The 18884-nt window shown below is 42.9% G+C and carries 13 protein-coding genes, 1 tRNA gene and 2 pseudogenes; 11 read left to right on the top strand and 5 right to left on the bottom strand.

Annotated features, from left to right (window positions below; all coding sequences use genetic code 11):
* Nucleotides 1-22: 22 nt before the first annotated feature.
* Nucleotides 23-880 carry an AraC family transcriptional regulator gene (locus GKR74_RS13190; protein ID WP_154603930.1) on the bottom strand — a complete coding sequence of 286 codons (858 nt, stop codon included), beginning with the start codon at nucleotides 878-880 and terminating at the stop codon, nucleotides 23-25.
* Nucleotides 881-1032: 152 nt separating this feature from the next.
* On the opposite strand from GKR74_RS13190, the pseudogene GKR74_RS13185 reads away from it, so the two are divergent.
* The 5 genes and pseudogenes from GKR74_RS13185 to GKR74_RS13165 all read left to right on the top strand — a co-directional run.
* Nucleotides 1033-1977: pseudogene (locus GKR74_RS13185) on the top strand (4-hydroxyproline epimerase); the annotation flags it as partial.
* A 15-nt stretch (nucleotides 1978-1992) separates the two neighbouring features.
* Nucleotides 1993-3240, top strand: coding sequence for an NAD(P)/FAD-dependent oxidoreductase (locus GKR74_RS13180; protein ID WP_154603928.1), 1248 nt, complete (start codon nucleotides 1993-1995; stop codon nucleotides 3238-3240).
* Between the two features lie 15 nt (nucleotides 3241-3255).
* A complete protein-coding gene (gene dapA, locus GKR74_RS13175; RefSeq protein WP_132495848.1) occupies nucleotides 3256-4122 on the top strand; it encodes a 4-hydroxy-tetrahydrodipicolinate synthase in 867 nt (288 codons plus the stop codon).
* 11 nt (nucleotides 4123-4133) lie between these two features.
* Nucleotides 4134-5618, top strand: a complete 1485-nt coding sequence (locus GKR74_RS13170) for an aldehyde dehydrogenase (protein ID WP_154603927.1) — start codon at nucleotides 4134-4136, stop codon at nucleotides 5616-5618.
* 84 nt (nucleotides 5619-5702) lie between these two features.
* Nucleotides 5703-7217: an alanine/glycine:cation symporter family protein gene (locus tag GKR74_RS13165; RefSeq protein WP_154603926.1), complete on the top strand. Its 1515-nt coding sequence runs from the start codon at nucleotides 5703-5705 to the stop codon at nucleotides 7215-7217.
* Between the two features lie 13 nt (nucleotides 7218-7230).
* Here the strand turns inward: GKR74_RS13165 and GKR74_RS13160 are convergent.
* Nucleotides 7231-7318: transfer RNA gene (locus GKR74_RS13160), tRNA-Ser, on the bottom strand.
* A 340-nt stretch (nucleotides 7319-7658) separates the two neighbouring features.
* Here GKR74_RS13160 and ghrA point away from each other — a divergent pair.
* The 3 genes and pseudogenes from ghrA (at nucleotide 7659) to GKR74_RS13145 (ending at nucleotide 10332) form a co-directional block, all read left to right on the top strand.
* The gene (gene ghrA, locus GKR74_RS13155; protein ID WP_154603925.1) at nucleotides 7659-8600 is read left to right on the top strand and encodes a glyoxylate/hydroxypyruvate reductase GhrA; all 942 of its coding nucleotides are present in this window, start codon (nucleotides 7659-7661) and stop codon (nucleotides 8598-8600) included.
* A 290-nt stretch (nucleotides 8601-8890) separates the two neighbouring features.
* The gene (locus tag GKR74_RS13150) at nucleotides 8891-9451 is read left to right on the top strand and encodes a TorD/DmsD family molecular chaperone (protein WP_154603924.1); all 561 of its coding nucleotides are present in this window, start codon (nucleotides 8891-8893) and stop codon (nucleotides 9449-9451) included.
* A gap of 77 nt (nucleotides 9452-9528) precedes the next feature.
* Nucleotides 9529-10332: pseudogene (locus tag GKR74_RS13145) on the top strand (YnfC family lipoprotein).
* Nucleotides 10333-10368: 36 nt separating this feature from the next.
* On the opposite strand, the gene GKR74_RS13140 reads toward GKR74_RS13145, so the two are convergent.
* Nucleotides 10369-10929 carry a lipoprotein gene (locus tag GKR74_RS13140; RefSeq protein WP_154603922.1) on the bottom strand — a complete coding sequence of 187 codons (561 nt, stop codon included), beginning with the start codon at nucleotides 10927-10929 and terminating at the stop codon, nucleotides 10369-10371.
* Between the two features lie 39 nt (nucleotides 10930-10968).
* Entirely contained in the window at nucleotides 10969-12174 is a 1206-nt protein-coding gene (gene mdtH, locus GKR74_RS13135) for a multidrug efflux MFS transporter MdtH (protein WP_154603921.1), read from the bottom strand.
* 653 nt (nucleotides 12175-12827) lie between these two features.
* Here mdtH and GKR74_RS13130 point away from each other — a divergent pair.
* The gene (locus GKR74_RS13130; RefSeq protein ID WP_154603920.1) at nucleotides 12828-15083 is read left to right on the top strand and encodes a TonB-dependent receptor domain-containing protein; all 2256 of its coding nucleotides are present in this window, start codon (nucleotides 12828-12830) and stop codon (nucleotides 15081-15083) included.
* Between the two features lie 140 nt (nucleotides 15084-15223).
* Here the strand turns inward: GKR74_RS13130 and GKR74_RS13125 are convergent, their stop codons facing one another.
* Nucleotides 15224-16246: an alpha/beta hydrolase family protein gene (locus tag GKR74_RS13125; protein WP_154603919.1), complete on the bottom strand. Its 1023-nt coding sequence runs from the start codon at nucleotides 16244-16246 to the stop codon at nucleotides 15224-15226.
* A gap of 256 nt (nucleotides 16247-16502) precedes the next feature.
* Here GKR74_RS13125 and rimJ point away from each other — a divergent pair, with 256 nt between their 5' ends.
* Both rimJ and murJ read left to right on the top strand, forming a co-directional pair.
* The gene (gene rimJ, locus GKR74_RS13120) at nucleotides 16503-17090 is read left to right on the top strand and encodes a ribosomal protein S5-alanine N-acetyltransferase (protein ID WP_154603918.1); all 588 of its coding nucleotides are present in this window, start codon (nucleotides 16503-16505) and stop codon (nucleotides 17088-17090) included.
* A 78-nt stretch (nucleotides 17091-17168) separates the two neighbouring features.
* Nucleotides 17169-18707: a murein biosynthesis integral membrane protein MurJ gene (gene murJ / locus GKR74_RS13115; RefSeq protein WP_154603917.1), complete on the top strand. Its 1539-nt coding sequence runs from the start codon at nucleotides 17169-17171 to the stop codon at nucleotides 18705-18707.
* The last annotated feature ends 177 nt before the right edge of the window (nucleotides 18708-18884 follow it).

Below are 18884 nucleotides of genomic sequence, written 5' to 3'. Positions count from 1 at the left end.
GAAAATGCGCGTTTTATGAGGGTTAAATAGAATAAGCCATATCCCATTTATTAACGGCTTTATTATCTATGTTTTTATTATCATTGTGTTTGTTATTATCAATAGTAGAACGCATACGTTTAAATTGGCTTGGGGTCATATTTGTGAGTTCTTTAAATTTACGGCAGAATGCGCTGTGATCGGCATAGGCACATTTAATTGAAATATCCGTAATCGAATAGTCCTCTTCTAATAACTCAATTGCGTGTTCAAGGCGTTTCTTCTGAATATATTGCTGGGGAGTAATATGAAAGACCGTTTTAAATTGACGATTGAGTTGTGATAATGACAACCCTGAAATTTCAGCCAATGTCGTTATTTTAATAGCGGTATCAAAATGCTGGCTAATATAGTGTTCAACGCGTCCCAATTGACCATTTAATTTGGGACTCACTGACTTCTCATCCTGCAAATCCACCGAAATTCCCGCAACACCGATAACCTGATTGTTAGTATCAAAAATCGGTACCTTGGTTGTTAAACACCAGCCTAATAATCCCGCCTTATAGAGATGTAATTCCAGTTTATTGATAACACTGATTTTTTTCTGCATCACCAAATAATCTTGGGAACTATAACTCTGACCTAAATCTGCATGGAAAATATCTTCTGCAGTTTTTCCTATTACGCCATTCGGTTGGTCGACTTTACACCGTTTAGCCAAATTTTCATTGGCAAGTAAGTATTTGGCATTACGGTCTTTGACGAAGAAAGTCACATTAGGAAGCGTATTAATCAGTGGCATCACCAATCCAAGATGATTTAACAAATTATTAATATTATCTACGGGGAAAAGCATGTTTTCCTGACTAATCAACAACAGTTTATTTAAATCAATCATATTGCGCTCCAATGCATTCAACTAATTTTAATAGTTATCTGAAATGTTTTTAAATTGTGCAGAAATACGCATGGGTTGATTCGAAAGATATCAAGAGTTGTTTACATAAATCAAGCATTCTATTAACAAATGATATTAATAAGGATGAACTGATGCAGAGTAAATATAAGAAAATTGAAGTCATTGACTCTCATACCGCAGGGGAACCGACACGTTTAGTGATTGAAGGTTTTCCTGATTTGGGGAATTCAGACATGGCGTCGCGCCTGCAAAAATTACGCACAGAATATGACCATTGGCGCTGCACGACGATTTTAGAACCACGTGGAAATGACATTTTAGTGGGCGCATTACTTTGCAAGCCAGTGAATCCAAAAGCGGTTGCCGGAGTGATTTTCTTTAATAACGAAGGCTACTTAGGCATGTGTGGTCACGGCACCATTGGTTTAGTTGCATCATTGTATTACTTAGGTCGCATTGGCTACGGGGAGCATTTAATTGAAACCCCTGTCGGGGATGTGACTGCTAAATTACATGAAGATGGTAGCGTGAGTATTCAAAACGTCTACGCATACCGTTATCGCAAAGCCGTTCAAGTCAACGTGCCGGAGGTTGGGCTAGTGACTGGGGATATTGCATGGGGCGGAAACTGGTTTTTCCTCGTCGAAAATTCACCACTCGCTATCCAGTATGGGAATGCGAAGGCGCTGACTGAAATCTGTTTGAAAATCAAACAAGCTCTCGTTGACCAAGGTATTTTTGGTAAAGATAACCAAGAAATTGACCACATTGAGCTGTTTGGTCATTGCAAAGATGCGGATAGTCAAAGTTTTGTGTTATGTCCAGGCGGTGCCTATGACCGTTCTCCTTGTGGCACAGGCACAAGTGCCAAGCTGGCGTGTCTTGCGGCAGACAACAAACTCGCGGAAGGCAAAATTTGGCGTCAGGCAAGTGTCATCGGTAGTCAATTTCAAGCGAGCTATCAGATTGCAGATGCTAACGGCATCATCCCGACTATTCGCGGAAATGCCTATATCAGCGGCGAAAATACCTTGTTGATCGATGAAAACGACCCGTTCCGCTTTGGGATCACGGTGGAGTGAGGTAAGCCAATGGATAACAAATATTCTGTGATTGTGGTGGGTGGTGGCATTGTTGGGCTCAGTATTGCGTTATCTGTCCAGAATCAAGGCACGGACGTTTTATTGGTCGACAAAAACCAAATTGGCTCAGGCGCTTCGTTCGGGAATGCGGGGCATATCGCCACGGAGCAGGTGTTTCCTGTGGCGGACCCATCTGTTTTGAAATCAATTCCTAGCATGTTGCTCGACCCGTTAGGCGCACTACGTATTGATTGGCGCTATATATTGCCGCTGACACCATGGTTACTGAAATTGTTGGGTAATATGCGCCACAAGCCGTTTATGCATATTCATCACGTTCTCTCCATGCTCAATGGGGCGTCATTAGACGCTTGGCAGGCATTTTCGAAGCAGTGGCAGTTAGAGGATTTAGTCAAAATCCAAGGTTCGCTGCTGGTGGCTGAGAAACCACCGACCCTCGAAAAATTGCGTCGCCACGGAGAGTATTTAAATAGCATGGGGGTGCATAACCAGCTGTTGGATCAATCCCAACTGTTGGCACAGCAACCTGAACTTGCCAATAACCAGATTGGTGGATTGTTCTATCCTGAGACAGGACATGTGGTGGATCTCGCCTTGATGCATGAGCGTTTAACCCAAGCATTCGTACAGTTAGGGGGAAAAGTCCTGACTGAGTGTGAAGTCACGGCGATTGATTCGTCATCAGCGAGTCAAGCTCGCTTGACCACCTCACAAGGCGCATTTATCGCCGATAAAGTGGTGATTGCAGGTGGCGCATTTTCGAAATCGTTAGTGAAGATGGTGAGCCGCATTAATGTGCCGTTAGAAACGGAGCGCGGTTATCACTTGATGCTACCAAATGAAAAAGGGCGTTTATCCATCCCTGTTTCCAGTATGGATCGCCGTTTTATTATGACGCCAATGAACGGTGGGTTACGTCTTGCGGGTACGGTGGAATATGCAGGGCTAAAACGTCCACCGAATATGCAGCGCGCTCGTCACTTTTTACCGTTAGCTAACCCAATGCTAAAAACACCATTGGATAGCCAGAATACCAGTGAGTGGATGGGGTTCCGTCCCACTATTTCCGATTCCTTACCGGTCATAGACCAAAAAGGCCCGTATGTTTTTGCTTTTGGGCATCAGCATTTAGGGCTAACACAAGCGGCAATTACCGCAGATATCGTCAACAACATGATCCACGGGCAACCGACACCGCTCGATTGCTCGCCTTTTTCGATTAAGCGCTTTCTTTAATTCAGGAGAATTATAATGAATTTCCATGGCATCCTTGTTCCGTTAGTCACTCCGTTTCATGATGATCTTTCATTGAATATCACGGCGTTAGCAGAGTTAACCGAAAAACTGATTGCCAGTGGTGTGACAGGGTTAGTTGTCTGCGGCACCACGGGTGAATATTACGCGTTAAATGAAGATGAACGCAAAACTGTATTAACCACAGTCAGTAAAATCGCCAAAGGGCGTGTGACGCTGATCGCAGGGATTAATGACTTATCTACCGAGGGCGCAATTAAACGCGCAGCACAAGCGAAAGAACTGGGCTACGAAGGGCTGATGCTGTCGCCACCTCCGTACAGCTTACCTGACCAAAATGGGGTTTATGCCCACTATGAAAAAGTGGCGAAATCCACCTCGCTACCAATCATTATGTACAACTTCCCAGCCCGTATCGGTATCGAAATTGAACTGGATACCGTGGTGAAATTAGCTGAAATCGACAATATCGTCGCTATCAAAGAGAGCAGTGGGAGCTTTAGCCGTGCTCTGCATTTGCTACAAACGCCATTTAAAAACTTCGAAGTCATTTGCGGTTGTGATGACCAACCTGTGGACTTTTTCTTCTGGGGCTCGAAAAGTTGGATTGCGGGTGCGGGCAACGTTTTCCCTGCGGAGCAAGTGGCGATTTTTAATGCCGCACAAAAAGGAGATTGGGCGAAGGCTAAGCAGATCATGCAAGAGATTTATCCTGCTATTTATTCAATGGAGTCAGGTAATTATAACCAAAAAGCCAAAGCGGGTTGCTTAAAAGGCACCTTTAACGTGGGGCCAGTTCGTTTGCCTCTGTCAAATATTAGCCAGCAAGAACGTCATGAGTTTCTTGCGTTGATCAAGCCGTAGGGAGGTTGACTATGTTGATCACCAAAGAGCAAATATTTGAACGAGCGAAACAGAGCCAACTGTGGGCGGGTAATTTAATTGCTGACTACCAAAGTGGTAGCGCCAAACTCAAAAATTATACGCCTATCGATAATAGTACGATTGGTTATATTGCCGATGGCAGCGCGCAAGATGTCCATGCAGCCGTGAATATTGCTCGTGAAACCTTTGAAGAAGGGTGCTGGAGTGGATTATCCCCTCAAGAGCGTAAGCAAGTGATGCTGCGCTGGGCACAACTCATTGAAAAACACAGTGAAGAGCTGGCAGCATTAGATTGCGTGGATGCGGGAAAACCGATTACAGAATGTTTGAATACTGACTTGCCCGCCACCGTCGAAACTTTTTATTGGTATGCGGAAGCCATCGACAAACTGTTCGGCAAAATTGCCCCAACGGGTCGCCAAGAAATGGGACTGATTGTTCATGAGCCGATTGGCGTTGTGGGGGCAGTTTTACCGTGGAATTTCCCTGCTCAAATGTTTGCATGGAAAGTGGCACCGGCCTTGGCTGTCGGAAACTCGGTGATTGTGAAGCCTGCAGAGTTAACTTCCTTAAGTGCCTACCGCATGGTGGAACTGGCTTATGAAGCTGGCGTCCCTAAAGGTGCGTTAAGTTTAGTGTGTGGACTGGGTGAGAAAGTCGGGGAAGCCTTAGGGCGTCATCCTGATGTGGACGTAGTGTCGTTTACCGGTTCAACGGAAGTGGGGCGTTTATTCTTGAAATACTCCGCTGAAAGTAACCTAAAAGAGATTGTTTTGGAATGTGGTGGAAAAAGCCCGCAAGTGGTGTTTGAGGATGCGGACTTAGATGCGGCTATTCCACATATTATGGCGGCTGCGTTCTGGAATATGAGCGAAAACTGTAGCTGCGGTTCCCGTTTAATTGTGCATGAAAATGTCAAAAAGTCGTTGCTTGAAAAGTTAACGGCTGCAGCATCAACATGGCAAGTGGGCGATCCTCGCGATGCGGGTGTCTCTATTGGTCCAATGATTGAACAGGCGCATTTTGAGAAAGTGAAATCGTTTTTAGATACCACCGTCAAAGAGGGTGGAAAATTGGTGACAGGAGGAAAAATACGCAGTGATCTCGGCTCAGGATGGTATATCGAACCGACTATCTTTGATGCCGTTACGCCAGAAATGTCTCTCTTTCGACATGAAGTTTTTGGTCCCATTTTAGCCGTCACATCGTTTAAAACCGATGACGAGGCGGTCAATTTAGCCAATGACACTCACTACGGATTGGCTGCATCGTTTTATAGCCAAAATGTCCATCGAGTGATGAATATTGCACGTCGTATCAATGCGGGGACGGTGTCTGTCAACGGATTTAGCGAAGGTAATATCACCACGCCATTTGGTGGTTTCCGTCAGTCAGGTTTTGGTGGAAAAGACAACGGCTTAGAAGCCTTTGAGCAATACACCCAAACGAAAGTTATCTGGTTTATCAATCAGTAAAATGACATTGACCTGAACCTTGCGGGGTTCAGGTTTCGACCCTTGCAAATACACAAATACAATTACAATCGTCGAGGAGTACATATGGAAGCCATCGTTAATACCATCGTTGGTTACATCTGGGGTAATGCTCTCGTATTCTTATCTCTGGGTGTCGGTCTCTATTTCACATTAGCAACACGCGGTGTTCAGTTCCGTTACATCGTCAAAATGGTCTGTTTATTAAAAGAAAATAAAGCATCAAAAGACGGGATCTCCTCATTCCAAGCCTTCTGTTTAGCATTATCGGGGCGTGTTGGGGTCGGTAACATCGCAGGTGTCGCAACCGCGATTGCAGCAGGTGGCCCCGGTGCAATTTTCTGGATGGTGGTTATGGGCTTACTCGGAGGCGCGAGTGCCTTTATTGAATCCACACTGGCGCAAATTTATAAGCAGCGCTCAGATGACCAATATCGTGGTGGTTCGCCGTACTATATTGAAAAAGGATTGAAATTAAAGCCTTTTGCTATCTTTGTTGCGGCTGTGATCTGTTTATCTTACGGTGTGTTGGTGCCGGGTATTCAAGCCAATACTATCGCGGATTCATTCCAAACGGCATTTAATATTCCACCAATGGCAACAGGCGCATTAGTGACGGTATTAATGGCGTGGCTGATTTTTGGTGGCGTGAAACGTATTGCTAGTGCGGCTGATAAAATCGTTCCTATCATGGCATTAGCCTATATCGTGATGATGGTGATTATTCTGGGCAGTCACTGGGATAGCGTACCGGGTATGTTTAGCTTAATTTTCCGCAGTGCGATGGGAATGGATGCGGTATTCGGTGGGATCGTAGGAACTGCGGTGTCTTGGGGCGTGCGCCGTGCTGTGTTCTCAAACGTAGCAGGGGCAGGTGAAGCGACGTTCAGTTCTGCAGCCGCAGAAGTGAGCCATCCGGTCAAACAGGGGCTCATCCAAGCATTTTCTATTTATATCGACACGGTGGTGGTGTGTACGGCCTCCGGATTGATGATCTTAGTTACCAATATGTACAACGTATTCCCTGATGGCTCAGCGACCGCGCTTGTGGAATATGTACCGGGTGTGGCGGCAGGAACAGCATGGACACAAATGGCCGTTTCTACGGTATTTACATCGGCGGGTGCGGGGTTTGTTTCTATCGCAGTATTCTTGTTCGCCTTCACAACGCTCATGGCTTACTACTATATTGCAGAAACCACCATTGTTTACCTTGACCGTAAGCTGAAATACCCTGTGCTTAAGCTGATTTTGAAATTTGTCTTCTTGGTGATTGTGTTTATGGGAAGCGTGCAATCAGTCAGTATTATGTGGGGGCTGGGTGATATCGGCTTCGGCAGCATGAGCTACTTGAACTTGATTGCGATTGTTTTCTTGTCGAAACCTGCATTGAGAGCATTACGTGACTTTGAAAGACAAACCAAATTAGGCGTTGATCCGGTGTTTGATCCAAAAGCAGCAGGTGTAGAAAACGCAGAGTTATGGGAAGAAATCAGTCGTGAATATCATTCACAAGGTGTTGGGATTGATAAGATCGATGGTTCTGGGAAGATAAACGAGAAATTACTTAAGGAAGAATAACTTAGATTAGAAATGGCGGTGAGGGAGGGATTCGAACCCTCGATACGTTGCCGTATACACACTTTCCAGGCGTGCTCCTTCAGCCTCTCGGACACCTCACCGTTTTTCTAAATTGTGGTTGTAGAATTGTTATAAATAACTTGTCCTTCAACGGGGCGCTACTATAGGGAAAAGAGCGCCTTCCGTCAACTCCCAATTAAATAAAAATCTACTTTTTTCTATCGTTTAGCTAAATAAAAACCAATTTGGTTACTCTCTAATCTTAAACGATTATTGTTGATGAGAAATTAACAGAAAATTGTTTATTTAAACTTCAAGAGATTAATCTAAATTTCGTTAACTCCTTAACAAAATCCTTATGTTATGGTGACAAATGCGTAGTGTTGACTTGAAAATAAACACTATTACGCACACTCTGGTGGAAACCTATAAGGAGTTGCCATGAATATTTTATTTTACCATCCATTTTTTGATGCCAATCAGTGGATTGATGGCATGCGTGCTCGATTGCCTCAAGCCAATATTCGCCAATGGAAGCCGGGAGATACCCAACAGGCAGATTATGCCATGGTATGGCTTCCTCCTTATGAGTGCCTTGCGGGTCGCCAAGATCTAAAAGGGATTTTTGCGTTAGGCGCGGGGGTGGATGCCATTCTAAAGCAAGAGCATGATAATCCGGGAACATTACCCGCGGGTGTTCCGCTCATGCGCTTAGAAGACACGGGTATGGCCATCCAAATGGAAGAGTATGCCGCCGCAAAAGTGCTGTATTACTTCCGTCGCATGGATGAATACCGTCAATTGCAATCCCAACGTCAATGGAAACAACTGCCAGCTTACACCCATGACCAGTTTGTGGTCGGTGTGATGGGCGCAGGGGCGTTAGGTCAAGCAGTGGCAAAACGCTTAGCCAGTTTTGGCCTTAAAGTCAGAACATGGAGCCGCTCTGAAAAGCAAATTCCAAATGTGAAAAGTTACTATGGGCAAGAGCAGTTAGCGGATTTCTTGTCAGGAACCCGCGTGATTGTGAACTTGCTACCAAGCACGCCAGAAACGGTCGGTATTCTTAATCATCAATTATTCAGCCAGCTAGAACCAAATGCTTACATCATCAACCTTGCTAGAGGTGCTCACTTAATCGAGCAAGACTTGTTGGAAGCGTTAGAAAAAGGGCAAGTTGCAGGGGCCTCTCTCGATGTTTTTGCCACTGAGCCACTGCCACACATGCACCCATTCTGGACACATCCACGTATCGCCATTACGCCACACGTTGCGGCGTTTACGTTGCCGAATGAAGCGATGGATATGATTGCGAGTAATATTCAGCGGATTGAAAGGGGTGAGCAGCCAGAGGGGATAGTCAATTTAGCCCAAGGCTACTAAATCCTCTTCATACTTCACGCTGTGGCGTTGTTGTCTGCTCTCGGTCACTCGGGTCACATACTTTTGTATGCTCCCCGAGATAACCTCGTTTGACGCCTAGCCACAGCGCGAATTATTTTGAGGATGCTTCAGTTATCAGATGTCTGATTTTTTAAGAAATAGTCACTATTCATCATTGATGTCTTATCTCGATTTCTCAAAGCGTGGGTTTTCTGTTTTTTCAGGTATACTGCATCGCATCATGATCACGAAAAAGTGATTGCAGGAAAATCGTCAACAGGAAGAAACCCATGAATGAATTCTCAATCGTCTGCCGCATTTTAGGTACCTTATTTCAACGCTCTCCGGACGATGCGCTTGTGAAGCCACTTATCGATATGATTGCGCAAGATAAGCTCAAAGCCTCATGGCCGTTAGAGCAAGATGAGCTGTGGGCAAGAATGGCGAAGGCCGTGGATCACAAGGCTATCACGGCGGATTATCAAGCAATGTTTGGTAGTGAACCCACGGTTCCACCTTTTGCTCATCGCTATGATGAAGAAATCACTGAAGCGGAAATTCGCGAATTCCTTGTGACCCGTGGAATGACCTTAACCGATGCCCCAGCGGATGCATTTGGTGCGTTACTGTTAGCCGCATCATGGCTAGAAGACCAAGCCGCTGAAGACGAAACCGCCGCGCAGGAAGAGCTATTCGACAGCCATATTCTGAGCTGGTATGGCGCATTTCTGGGAAAAGTTGAGGCCCATGCGACAACGCCGTTTTACCGTACATTAGCGCAAATTACCCGTGATGCCGTGATTGCATTGCGCGATGAGTTAGAATCTGACTCAGAGAGTGATGATGAGTAAGTGACGCTGTCACTTAAGAACTAGTGATTGGGGGAAGACGGGCGCTGAACCGTCTTTTCTCGTCATAGGTTAAAAGGATGGACACGATGACCTCGACAAAACTTCACAGCTTGATATTACTCTTTATTTCACCGTTAGCACTGGCACAAGTGGATAATGATTTGCCTAGCTACAGTAAACGCATGGTCAATTACAGCACTGAATTTCAATTTGATCCGCTTTACGGAAAAGTAAAAGAATTAACGCAAATCATGAACGATGAAAAAGGGCTTAACAAAAGAGTGACTGTGTCCTTTAATCTCCACGGCTGTCTCAATAATTTAAGTTATTACAATCGAGACAGTGGAATAGCGTTTGTGATTGTCAGAAAATTTAAGCAGCTTTATTTCTTGACTGAGAAGAAAAAGTTCAAAGGTTATAGCATTGATAAGATGTGTAATTTACAAACCGGAGATCTGCAAGATTGGAAATATTATTACCGTGATGGCCTTGTTAATAAGATCATTCAAGGGAAGAAAGAGATAGCGACGTTTGTTTATGGTGAACATTTTTTACCGATAGAAACGACGTATTTCAATGAAAACGAAGTCATTAATACAAAAAACGAATACTTTTTCACTAATGGCTTAGTCACTAAAATTCTGTTTCATACGACGAAAAATCAGCAACCGTTTGTCGAAACTACTCAAAAATGCACGCATTATGATTCCCATAAAAACCCAACTGTATGTACCAGTGTGGTGACATACAGTGATGGACGGGTAGAAAAATTCGATTTTGAATACAAAACGAGTTATTACGAGTGACTTTTTAGTATTAAAGATAAATGGCATTCCAATAAAAAAGCAACCTATCACAAAGGTTGCTTTTTTCATTTTTAGATTATCAATTTATCAATCAAAAATATTTATGGTCAATTAATCAACCATTGGAATAACTAATTTACCCGGTTTGATTTCTAAACCTTTAGCGAGTTTTTTCGCGGTCGCTTCTGCGGCGCTGTTATCCGGGTTGAGCACATAGACAGGCTGAGTCGCGAAGAAGGTCTCAAGGGAGCTATTTAAATACGGGATCACCACGGAAATGGCGGTCTCCATATTTTCGGGTGTAATTTTATATTGGGTAATTTTCAGCTCTTTCAAATAGATAGAGCCTGTTTGTGCATCAAAAACAGGGCGCGCGGTTAAGGTCAGTGCAATATCGGCTGCCGCAGCACCAAGCAGTGAATTCATTGTGACAGTGGCTTCGCCTTTTAATGCAATAATGCCCGGTTCGCTACGACCAATTTCTGATTGCAAGTTATGCAAGGTGATATCCGCATCTGCAAACCCAGTAATACCGATATTATTTTCGTACTTAACCTTGGTCGCAAGGTAACTGTTAATTTGTGATTCACTGATAGTAAATTCGGTTAATTTGTCGCAACCCGTGAGAATAAATAGCAATCCAAAGATAGATGCCAAGAAAATGTTTTTCATAATCACTCCTTTATACAGTAATAACCCAAGTGTAACGTATTACTGCCCGCTCAACATGACTGTTTCAATTTTTTTACGGTTAAATTGGCGATGAAGCGCCCACAAGGTGATAAAACCAATAGTGCCGAGCAAGAACCAAGGAAGCTGAGGTATATTCCATTGATGCCCAATATCGTACATCCAACCGCCACCGGTATAGCCAACTGCACCGCCTAGCGCAAGACCGAGTCGACTAAAGCCCATATAGCTACCACGGGCACGAGGGTCGGCAAGGGAAGCGCTCAGGGTTTCACGAGCAGGATCCGCGGTGATAGTGCCTAAATAGAAAATGCCAATCAACACAAACAGTATATTGACCGATGCAGTCATACCAATAGGGAACATGCTCAGGCTCATTAAAAATAGCCCGGCCATCAAACGTTGTTCTAAGCGGAAATGTTTTTCGCTCCAACGGGCAATTGGATAAAGCAGTGTCAGGGAAATTGCCGCTTCAATGGCGTACATCCATTTCACCGCCGTTGGAGTTCCTGCCAATTCGTTAACGGCGATGGGAAACATCAGCATCACTTGTACTGACAGCATAAAGTAGCCAGAAAGCGTAATCACATAGGTTACAAAGCGGGTGTCTTTCAAAACGCGGCGCATCCCATCTCGAATAGGGGCTTTGATGGTGGAAATGCGATAAGCAGGAAGTAACCAAGCATTAAGTAGAGCCGCAATCACAAACACTGCCGCGCCTGCCCAGCAAACATAGTGGAAGTCATACTGTAAAAGCCAGCTACCAATTAATGCCCCAATCACCGCTCCGGCGCTATCCTGCATAAATAATAATGAGTAAAAACGCCCACGCTCATAAGGGCGGGTCAATTTAATCACTAATGCAGTACGAGGAGGGTCAAACAAGGTGCCGCCAAGGGCAGACAATATACAAGAAAGCCATAATACCCAAGGGTCATAAGCCAAAGCCATCAACACAAAACCCGCGGCACGCAACAGCATCCCAATAATAATTAACGGTTTTGCACCAAATCGGTCGGCAATCGCACCCCCAAAAATCCCAAATCCTTGCTGCACAAACTGGCGAAGCCCAAGGGCAAACCCAACCACCACAGCTGCCCAGCCAAGCTGCTCAACAAAGCGAATTGAAATTAAAGGGAAAACCACGAAAAAGCCAAGAACAACCAGCATATTATCGAGTAAAAGGAAATATTTGCCGAGGCTTCTTGCCCGTGATACCTGTGCCATGAAACACCATAAAAAAGTAGTAACGGAAGGAATGATTCTTATTAATAGTATCAGGAGTTTGGAGGGAATGATGGGGTGTTGACCATGATATTTTTTTATCGATAAATCCGTCATATTTCCCATTATAGGGGTGTTGGCTGCGCTCGCTCGCCCTCGTCACATACTGATGTATGCTCCAAGGAACTCGTTCACTTGCCGCCTTACTACAACTCGAACTATTTAGAAAATTTTTTTCGTCATATATCAAGTTGTAGCAGCGTTAGCTGCTCTCGCTCGCCCTCGTCACATACTGGTGTATGCTCAAGGAACTCATTTGCTTGCCGCCTGCCTCTAATATGAACTATTTAGGATTTAAGGTGGGGGCTGCGCTCGCTAGAGGGTCACAATATTATCAATATGATAATGATACTCATTATGATCTTGATAATTATTATCACTACTGTATATTTCAAGGCTTGTTAATATTTGCAAGGGAAATGAATACGTAACCATCCAATAAATAAGGTTTTTCGAACGAGTTACATCTATGGCATTGCACTTAAATTTACTTTAAATGCATAAATTGAAAAGTATAAAAATATATCCTCATATTTTTTATACGCTATTTCGTCACGTCTATTTAATCATCATTAATTAATGAAGGCATTACTTAAATGATATTTCAAAATAAAAACATAATTAGTTTAATTATTATATGTTCTACAAACACAGCCTTAGCAAATCAAACCAATACCTCGACTCAAAAAGATAAACTTCTCGTCACAGCCAGCAAAATAAAGTCAAATAGCAAGCAAATAGACGCCAATGATATTTCTACCGTAAGAGGAACAACCAATTCAGATATATTTGCTAATAAAACTTCATTACAAGTTAATAATGCACGAAATGAAGCGGGTGCATTAGATATTGGTATTCGGGGGTTGCAAGGGAATGGACGAGTGCCAATTATCATTGATGGCAGTTTGCAATCAACCAATACATGGCGTGGTTACCAAGGAAGTACAGATAGAACTTATGTGGATATGGATTTAATCGATACAATTGAAATCGAAAAAGGGGCTTCTATGAGTAAATTCTCAGGAGGAGCCATCGGAGGTACGGTTAAATTAAAAACATTATCAGCAAACAGCATTATTCCTCAAGGTGACCAATTTGGTTTCTTATTTAAGGGGAATATTTACAATAATAACCGACGCCCAACTATCGCTTCAGATGAAAAAGGAGAATCTGGGTATCGTGTTTCAAATGGCGTTAAAAATTCACATTTTAATAATGGTTCTATCACGACAGGGGTTGCATATCGAAATGATAAATTTGATATATTACTGGCACATAGTGATAGAAAACAAGGGAACTTCTTCGCTGGTAAAAATGGTTATCATAAATACGAAAATACAGATGCTCCTATTAAGCCAGGGCAAGAAGTGGTTAATACTAGTTATGAAAGCCAGTCAACATTATTAAAAACCAATATTTATCTTAACCCATACTCAAGTATTGAATTAAATTACCGCCATCATGAACAAAAAGCGGGTGAGGTTTTGGCGGCGTATTGGTATCAATACGATGGGAAAATGCCACAGTGGTCTTTAGGTACCGCAGATATTGATACTGCCTCTTTAAATTATTCTTATAAACCCGATTCATTATGGGTAGATATGAACTTAGGCCTATGGTGGACAAAAGGGAAATTTAAACAACGTAATGGCACAACGGATGATGTTACCGCTCACTATGGTAATCAATATCAGCACCGTTACACCGATGAGCGAGTGGGCTTTAATTTAGAAAATACGTCTGAGTTTGCAGATTATCCTATCGATATCACTTACGGTGTGGAATATATGCAACAAAAATCAAAGCCATTGACTAAAACCTATCAACCGATTTGGACTCCAGAAGGAACAATACCCGGTGAGGAATTAGACCCTGTAACGCGTAATGCTAAAGGAACGAATAAATCCGTCTTTACCAATATGGCATATCAAGGGGAATGGGTGAGTACTTTAGTCGGGTGGCGTATTCACGCTTTCGATGTTGATGACCATGTTTTAGGTAAAAGTATTATCTACGGTCCGAAAAATGATTTAATGGGTGAACTGCGTTTTCATGTAACTGACGAATTTGATATTTATACAAAATATTCTGATAGCTATAGAGAACCGAGTTTATTCGAGAGCACTGTATCAGGACAAACCTATTCGTATTCTCCGGATGTTCCATTAAAACCAGAGCATGCTAAATCATTTGAAGTTGGGATGAATGTAGAAAAAGAAAATCTTATATTTGATGAAGATAATACTGAATTACGTGTGGCTTATTTTAATAATGATATTAAAGGGTATCTTTCTCAAGGTGTAAACCCAACGGGAGTTTATTCTCCATATGTGGTGATGAAAAACTATGACAGCTTTAAACTCTCAGGTTATGAAATTGAACTGAAATACGATTCTAATTACGCATTTGGTTCATTCGATGCGACTTTTTATAACAATTCTGAGTTATGTTCAAGAGATGAAATGGAGTTAGGTCGTCTCCCAACCGCATGTAATTCTGTTGGGTTTGCTTGGGGGTTATCACCTTCACGGATCCCACCGAAAAAGGTTGTGACCGGAATTGTTGGTGTGAAAATGTTTGATCAAAAACTACAAACAGGTTTACGAGTTCGTTATAACTCTGGCAAAGATTACCCTCATGAGTGGCTAGCGGGAACCGCTGCTGCCCCAGTAACTAAGCTGTACTCAACCACTACATTTGATTTGTTAGGCCAATATCATGTTTCGAAAAATATTCATGTGAATTTCAATATTGATAACCTAACTAATCGCTATGCATTTGACCCAGGAACTGTGATTTATATGCCTATCCCTGGAAGAACGTTTAGGCTTGGTTTGGAAGCAAAATTTTAGTTAATATCGTGATTGTTACCTTAGGCTTATATTAGCCTAAGGTAACATAGAATTCTTTGAGTGGATTTAATGAATTGATTTTTATGGTTTTTTTATGACACCTATGGCGTGCTACAAAGGCTTGACACCAGCTCCAACACCTATTTACGCATGTTGTTCATCATAAATTTAGAAATAAGCTCGGTCATTTCCTTGTGTGCATCACTTCTATTTCTCTTGTTTCCATCCTTACAAATAATTCCTTCGCCAGCATACTCTGCATCCAATAAGGCAACTGCACCAGGTTTACATAATTGCATAAAGCTAAAATGCATAGTGTCAGGGAGCTCAATATAAGATGACGTATTTTTGGGGATATATTTATGTAAGTAACCTGACTCTAATTTAGCGGGCATATCACCAATATCGATACCAGCTGCAATAATCAATGTGGGAGTTTGAATTTTCGCCAAGCTTTCTTGAGAAAATCCTCTTAATAAACCGGCATCTAAGGATATAACGGTGGTGATTCTAGGGTCTGCCATGTTGTTATTTAATGCAGGATTATTCAGGTCTAAAGTTGATGATAATTTGCAAGCGGCTAGGATGGCGTGTTCAATACAATCTTCTTGAAATAGCTGGGTATCAAACCTTCCACCCGCTAAAGCAACGACTGTCCAACCACCTAAAGAATGCCCGATAGCAATAATATTGTTGTTATCGATGCGCTTCTTAAATAAAGGGTCTAACGTTAAGTAATCGATAACTCGGCTGAGATCTCTGGGACGTTCCCACAGTTGTTTGGCTTGCTGGCTGTCTAGATTAAATGTTGTTGTACCCGGATGGTTAGGGGCGGCAACAATATATCCTTTATTAACAAGCTCGCTCGCTAGCCAACTTAAGTTATTCCAACTTCCCGCATAGCCATGAGAAAGAATAACTAATGGAGATTTAATATCAGAGGGTGATCCATCATTTATAACATCTATTCCGTAAAAAGCAGCATTATCACTGACTTTTATTGAGTTGTTATTGGGCGGAGTGGGGTACCAGATAGCAACATTTAGCGGTCTTTCGCTGTCTTTATCGATAGTGATATTTTTGAATCCAACGGACGATGAAATCTGTGCAATGACGGAATGAGAGAATAAGGTCAAGATTAAAGCGAAATATAATCGGGACATCGGAGGTTCCTGAAGTATTATTAGTTTATGTATTTCTAATGCTCTAGCTTAAGGTCAAAAGCACGAAATAGGAGTATCTAGGGTTTATCTGTAAACATCAATCGTGTGTTTTTTACGGACACATGAAATAAAACAAAACCAACCGCTCAAAAAATGACTTAATTATAGAGAGAATTGAATTAGTTAAGTGATAAATTTAAGTTATAATTCAAGCATCGAAAGTAAGACTGGTAACACTACTAATTAAGGGCTAACGATGTTTGGTTATCGTTCAAATGAACCCAAAGTGCGTCTAATGACTGACAGAATGATTATCCGTTTAGCCTATGAGCGAGATAATTACCGACTTGCAGACTATTACAGCTTAAATAAAGAATTCCTGACGCCATGGGAACCCACCCGTGATAGCTCCCATTTTAATCCTTCAGGCTGGAACAACCGCCTGCATGCCATGAGCGAAATGCATCGCCAAGGCAGTGCGTTTCATTTCCTTTTATTGGATAAAGATGAAAACGAAGTGATTGGCGTCGCGAATTTTAGCAATATTTTACGCGGCTCATTCCACGCGTGCTATCTGGGCTACTCGCTGGGTGAAAAATGGCAGGGGCAAGGGCTGATGTACGAAGCTTTAACCCAAATTGTTCGTTACATGCAAAAACACCAAGGCATGCATCGCATCATGGCAAACTATATGCCCCATAATATGCGCAGCGGAAGTTTGCTCACTCGCCTTGGTTTTGAACGTGAAGGTTATGCGAAGCAGTATCTCGAAATAAATGGAGAATGGCGCGACCACGTCTTAACGGCCTTAACCGACAATGAATGGAAGTCGACCAAAGCCTAAACATTTACTCTTCAATCGTAGTCAGTCTTGCCATCCGCTGTTAAACTGCTGCGATTGTCTTCTTTTAGTCTAGCAATCATGAATTTATTAAAATCTTTAGCGGCAGTCAGCTCGATGACGATGATGTCACGGGTTTTAGGTTTCATTCGTGACGCCATTATTGCCCGTGTATTCGGTGCAGGAGCGGCTTCCGATGCCTTCTTTGTTGCCTTCAAACTCCCTAATTTATTACGTCGAATTTTTGCGGAAGGGGCGTTTTCTCAAGCGTTTGTTCCCATTCTTGCCGAATATAAAAACCAGCAAGGCGAAGAAGCCACGCGCACGTTTGTGGCCTATATTTCGGGAATGCTAACGTTAGCATTAGCGATTGTGACGGTTGTCGGCATGTTTGCTGCGCCGTGGGTCATTTATGTGACGGCGCCGGGTTTTACCACGGATGCAGATAAGTTTGCGCTAACAACAGATTTATTGCGTGTGACGTTCCCCTATATTTTCTTGATCTCATTGGCATCATTAGCGGGTGCGATCCTTAATACGTGGAACCGCTTTTCGGTACCGGCGTTTGCACCGACGCTATTAAACGTCAGTATGATTTTCTTTGCAGCATTTGCTGCGCCGTATTTTGACCCGCCGATTATGTCTCTGGCTTGGGCGGTTCTTGTTGGTGGTGTGCTGCAATTGGGTTACCAATTACCGCATTTAAAGAAAATCGGTATGTTGGTGTTACCGCGTTTATCGTTCCACGATAGTGGCGTTTGGCGAGTGATGAAGATGATGGGCCCGGCAATTATCGGGGTTTCCGTCGCGCAAATTTCATTAATTATTAACACGATTTTCGCCTCGTTCCTGCAATCAGGTTCGGTATCTTGGATGTATTATGCAGACCGATTAATGGAGTTACCTTCAGGAGTGCTTGGCGTCGCGCTGGGTACCATCCTGCTACCATCACTCTCTAAAAGTTTTACTAGCGGAAATCACCAAGAATATCGCCATTTAATGGATTGGGGATTACGTTTATGTTTGTTACTGGCACTGCCATGTGCGGTAGGGCTAGCGATACTGTCTGAAGCTTTAACGGTTTCACTTTTCCAATATGACAAATTTACCGCTCACGACTCCTTGATGACTCAGTATGCATTAATGGCCTATTGTGTGGGGTTAACGGGAATGATCTTAGTGAAAATCTTGGCACCAGGCTTCTATTCTCGCCAAGATATTCGTACTCCGGTCAGAATTGCGATAGTCACTTTGATCCTGACTCAGTTAATGAACTTAGCCTTTATTGGACCTCTACAACATGCGGGCTTAGCGCTGTCTATTGGGCTGGCGGCGTGTTTTAACGCGGGTGTTCTGTATTGGCAATTACGCAAGCAAGATATTTTCCAACCGCTAGCGGGCTGGCGTGGTTTCCTCGTTAAATTGTTTGTTGCCTTGGCGGTGATGGTCGTGGTGCTATTTGGTGTGCTGCACTTTATGCCACCGTGGCAAGACGGCAATATGCTGATGCGTATGTTACGTTTGATGGGTGTAGTGATTGTGGGAGCTGGTAGCTACTTTGTGGCGCTGTATGTGTTAGGCTTCCGCCCGCGTGACTTTATGAAGCGCAGTATTGCTTAGAGAACGGCATTGCTTAGTTAGCATCGATTAAAAAACTAATTCTTTAATAAGGCTCCATATTTTATATATGGGGCCTTATTTTTTGAGCTTCCATTTGTCTGAAAAGCATTCATTAAACTAACTAAGAGTTGGTGATTTAGCTTTAAATCATATACTACATTGAATTGTTTCTTAAAC

This window comes from Providencia sp. wls1914 (genome assembly GCF_009706645.1).
In the GTDB taxonomy this organism is placed as follows: domain Bacteria; phylum Pseudomonadota; class Gammaproteobacteria; order Enterobacterales; family Enterobacteriaceae; genus Providencia; species Providencia zhijiangensis.
The sequence above is the reverse complement of the archived record's forward strand: the minus strand, read 5'-3'. Positions and strand labels throughout refer to the sequence as shown.

Bases quoted from the DNA above. Each gene is read 5' to 3' on its own strand.
- GKR74_RS13180 (WP_154603928.1), top strand. From the start codon at position 1,993: ATGGATAACAAATATTCTGTGATTGTGGTGGGTGGTGGCATTGTTGGG.
- ghrA (WP_154603925.1), top strand. From the start codon at position 7,659: ATGAATATTTTATTTTACCATCCATTTTTTGATGCCAATCAGTGGATT.
- GKR74_RS13170 (WP_154603927.1), top strand. From the start codon at position 4,134: ATGTTGATCACCAAAGAGCAAATATTTGAACGAGCGAAACAGAGCCAA.
- mdtH (WP_154603921.1), bottom strand. From the start codon at position 12,174: ATGGCACAGGTATCACGGGCAAGAAGCCTCGGCAAATATTTCCTTTTA.
- GKR74_RS13140 (WP_154603922.1), bottom strand. From the start codon at position 10,929: ATGAAAAACATTTTCTTGGCATCTATCTTTGGATTGCTATTTATTCTC.
- GKR74_RS13130 (WP_154603920.1), top strand. From the start codon at position 12,828: ATGATATTTCAAAATAAAAACATAATTAGTTTAATTATTATATGTTCT.
- GKR74_RS13125 (WP_154603919.1), bottom strand. From the start codon at position 16,246: ATGTCCCGATTATATTTCGCTTTAATCTTGACCTTATTCTCTCATTCC.
- GKR74_RS13165 (WP_154603926.1), top strand. From the start codon at position 5,703: ATGGAAGCCATCGTTAATACCATCGTTGGTTACATCTGGGGTAATGCT.
- dapA (WP_132495848.1), top strand. From the start codon at position 3,256: ATGAATTTCCATGGCATCCTTGTTCCGTTAGTCACTCCGTTTCATGAT.
- murJ (WP_154603917.1), top strand. From the start codon at position 17,169: ATGAATTTATTAAAATCTTTAGCGGCAGTCAGCTCGATGACGATGATG.
- GKR74_RS13150 (WP_154603924.1), top strand. From the start codon at position 8,891: ATGAATGAATTCTCAATCGTCTGCCGCATTTTAGGTACCTTATTTCAA.
- GKR74_RS13190 (WP_154603930.1), bottom strand. From the start codon at position 880: ATGATTGATTTAAATAAACTGTTGTTGATTAGTCAGGAAAACATGCTT.
- rimJ (WP_154603918.1), top strand. From the start codon at position 16,503: ATGTTTGGTTATCGTTCAAATGAACCCAAAGTGCGTCTAATGACTGAC.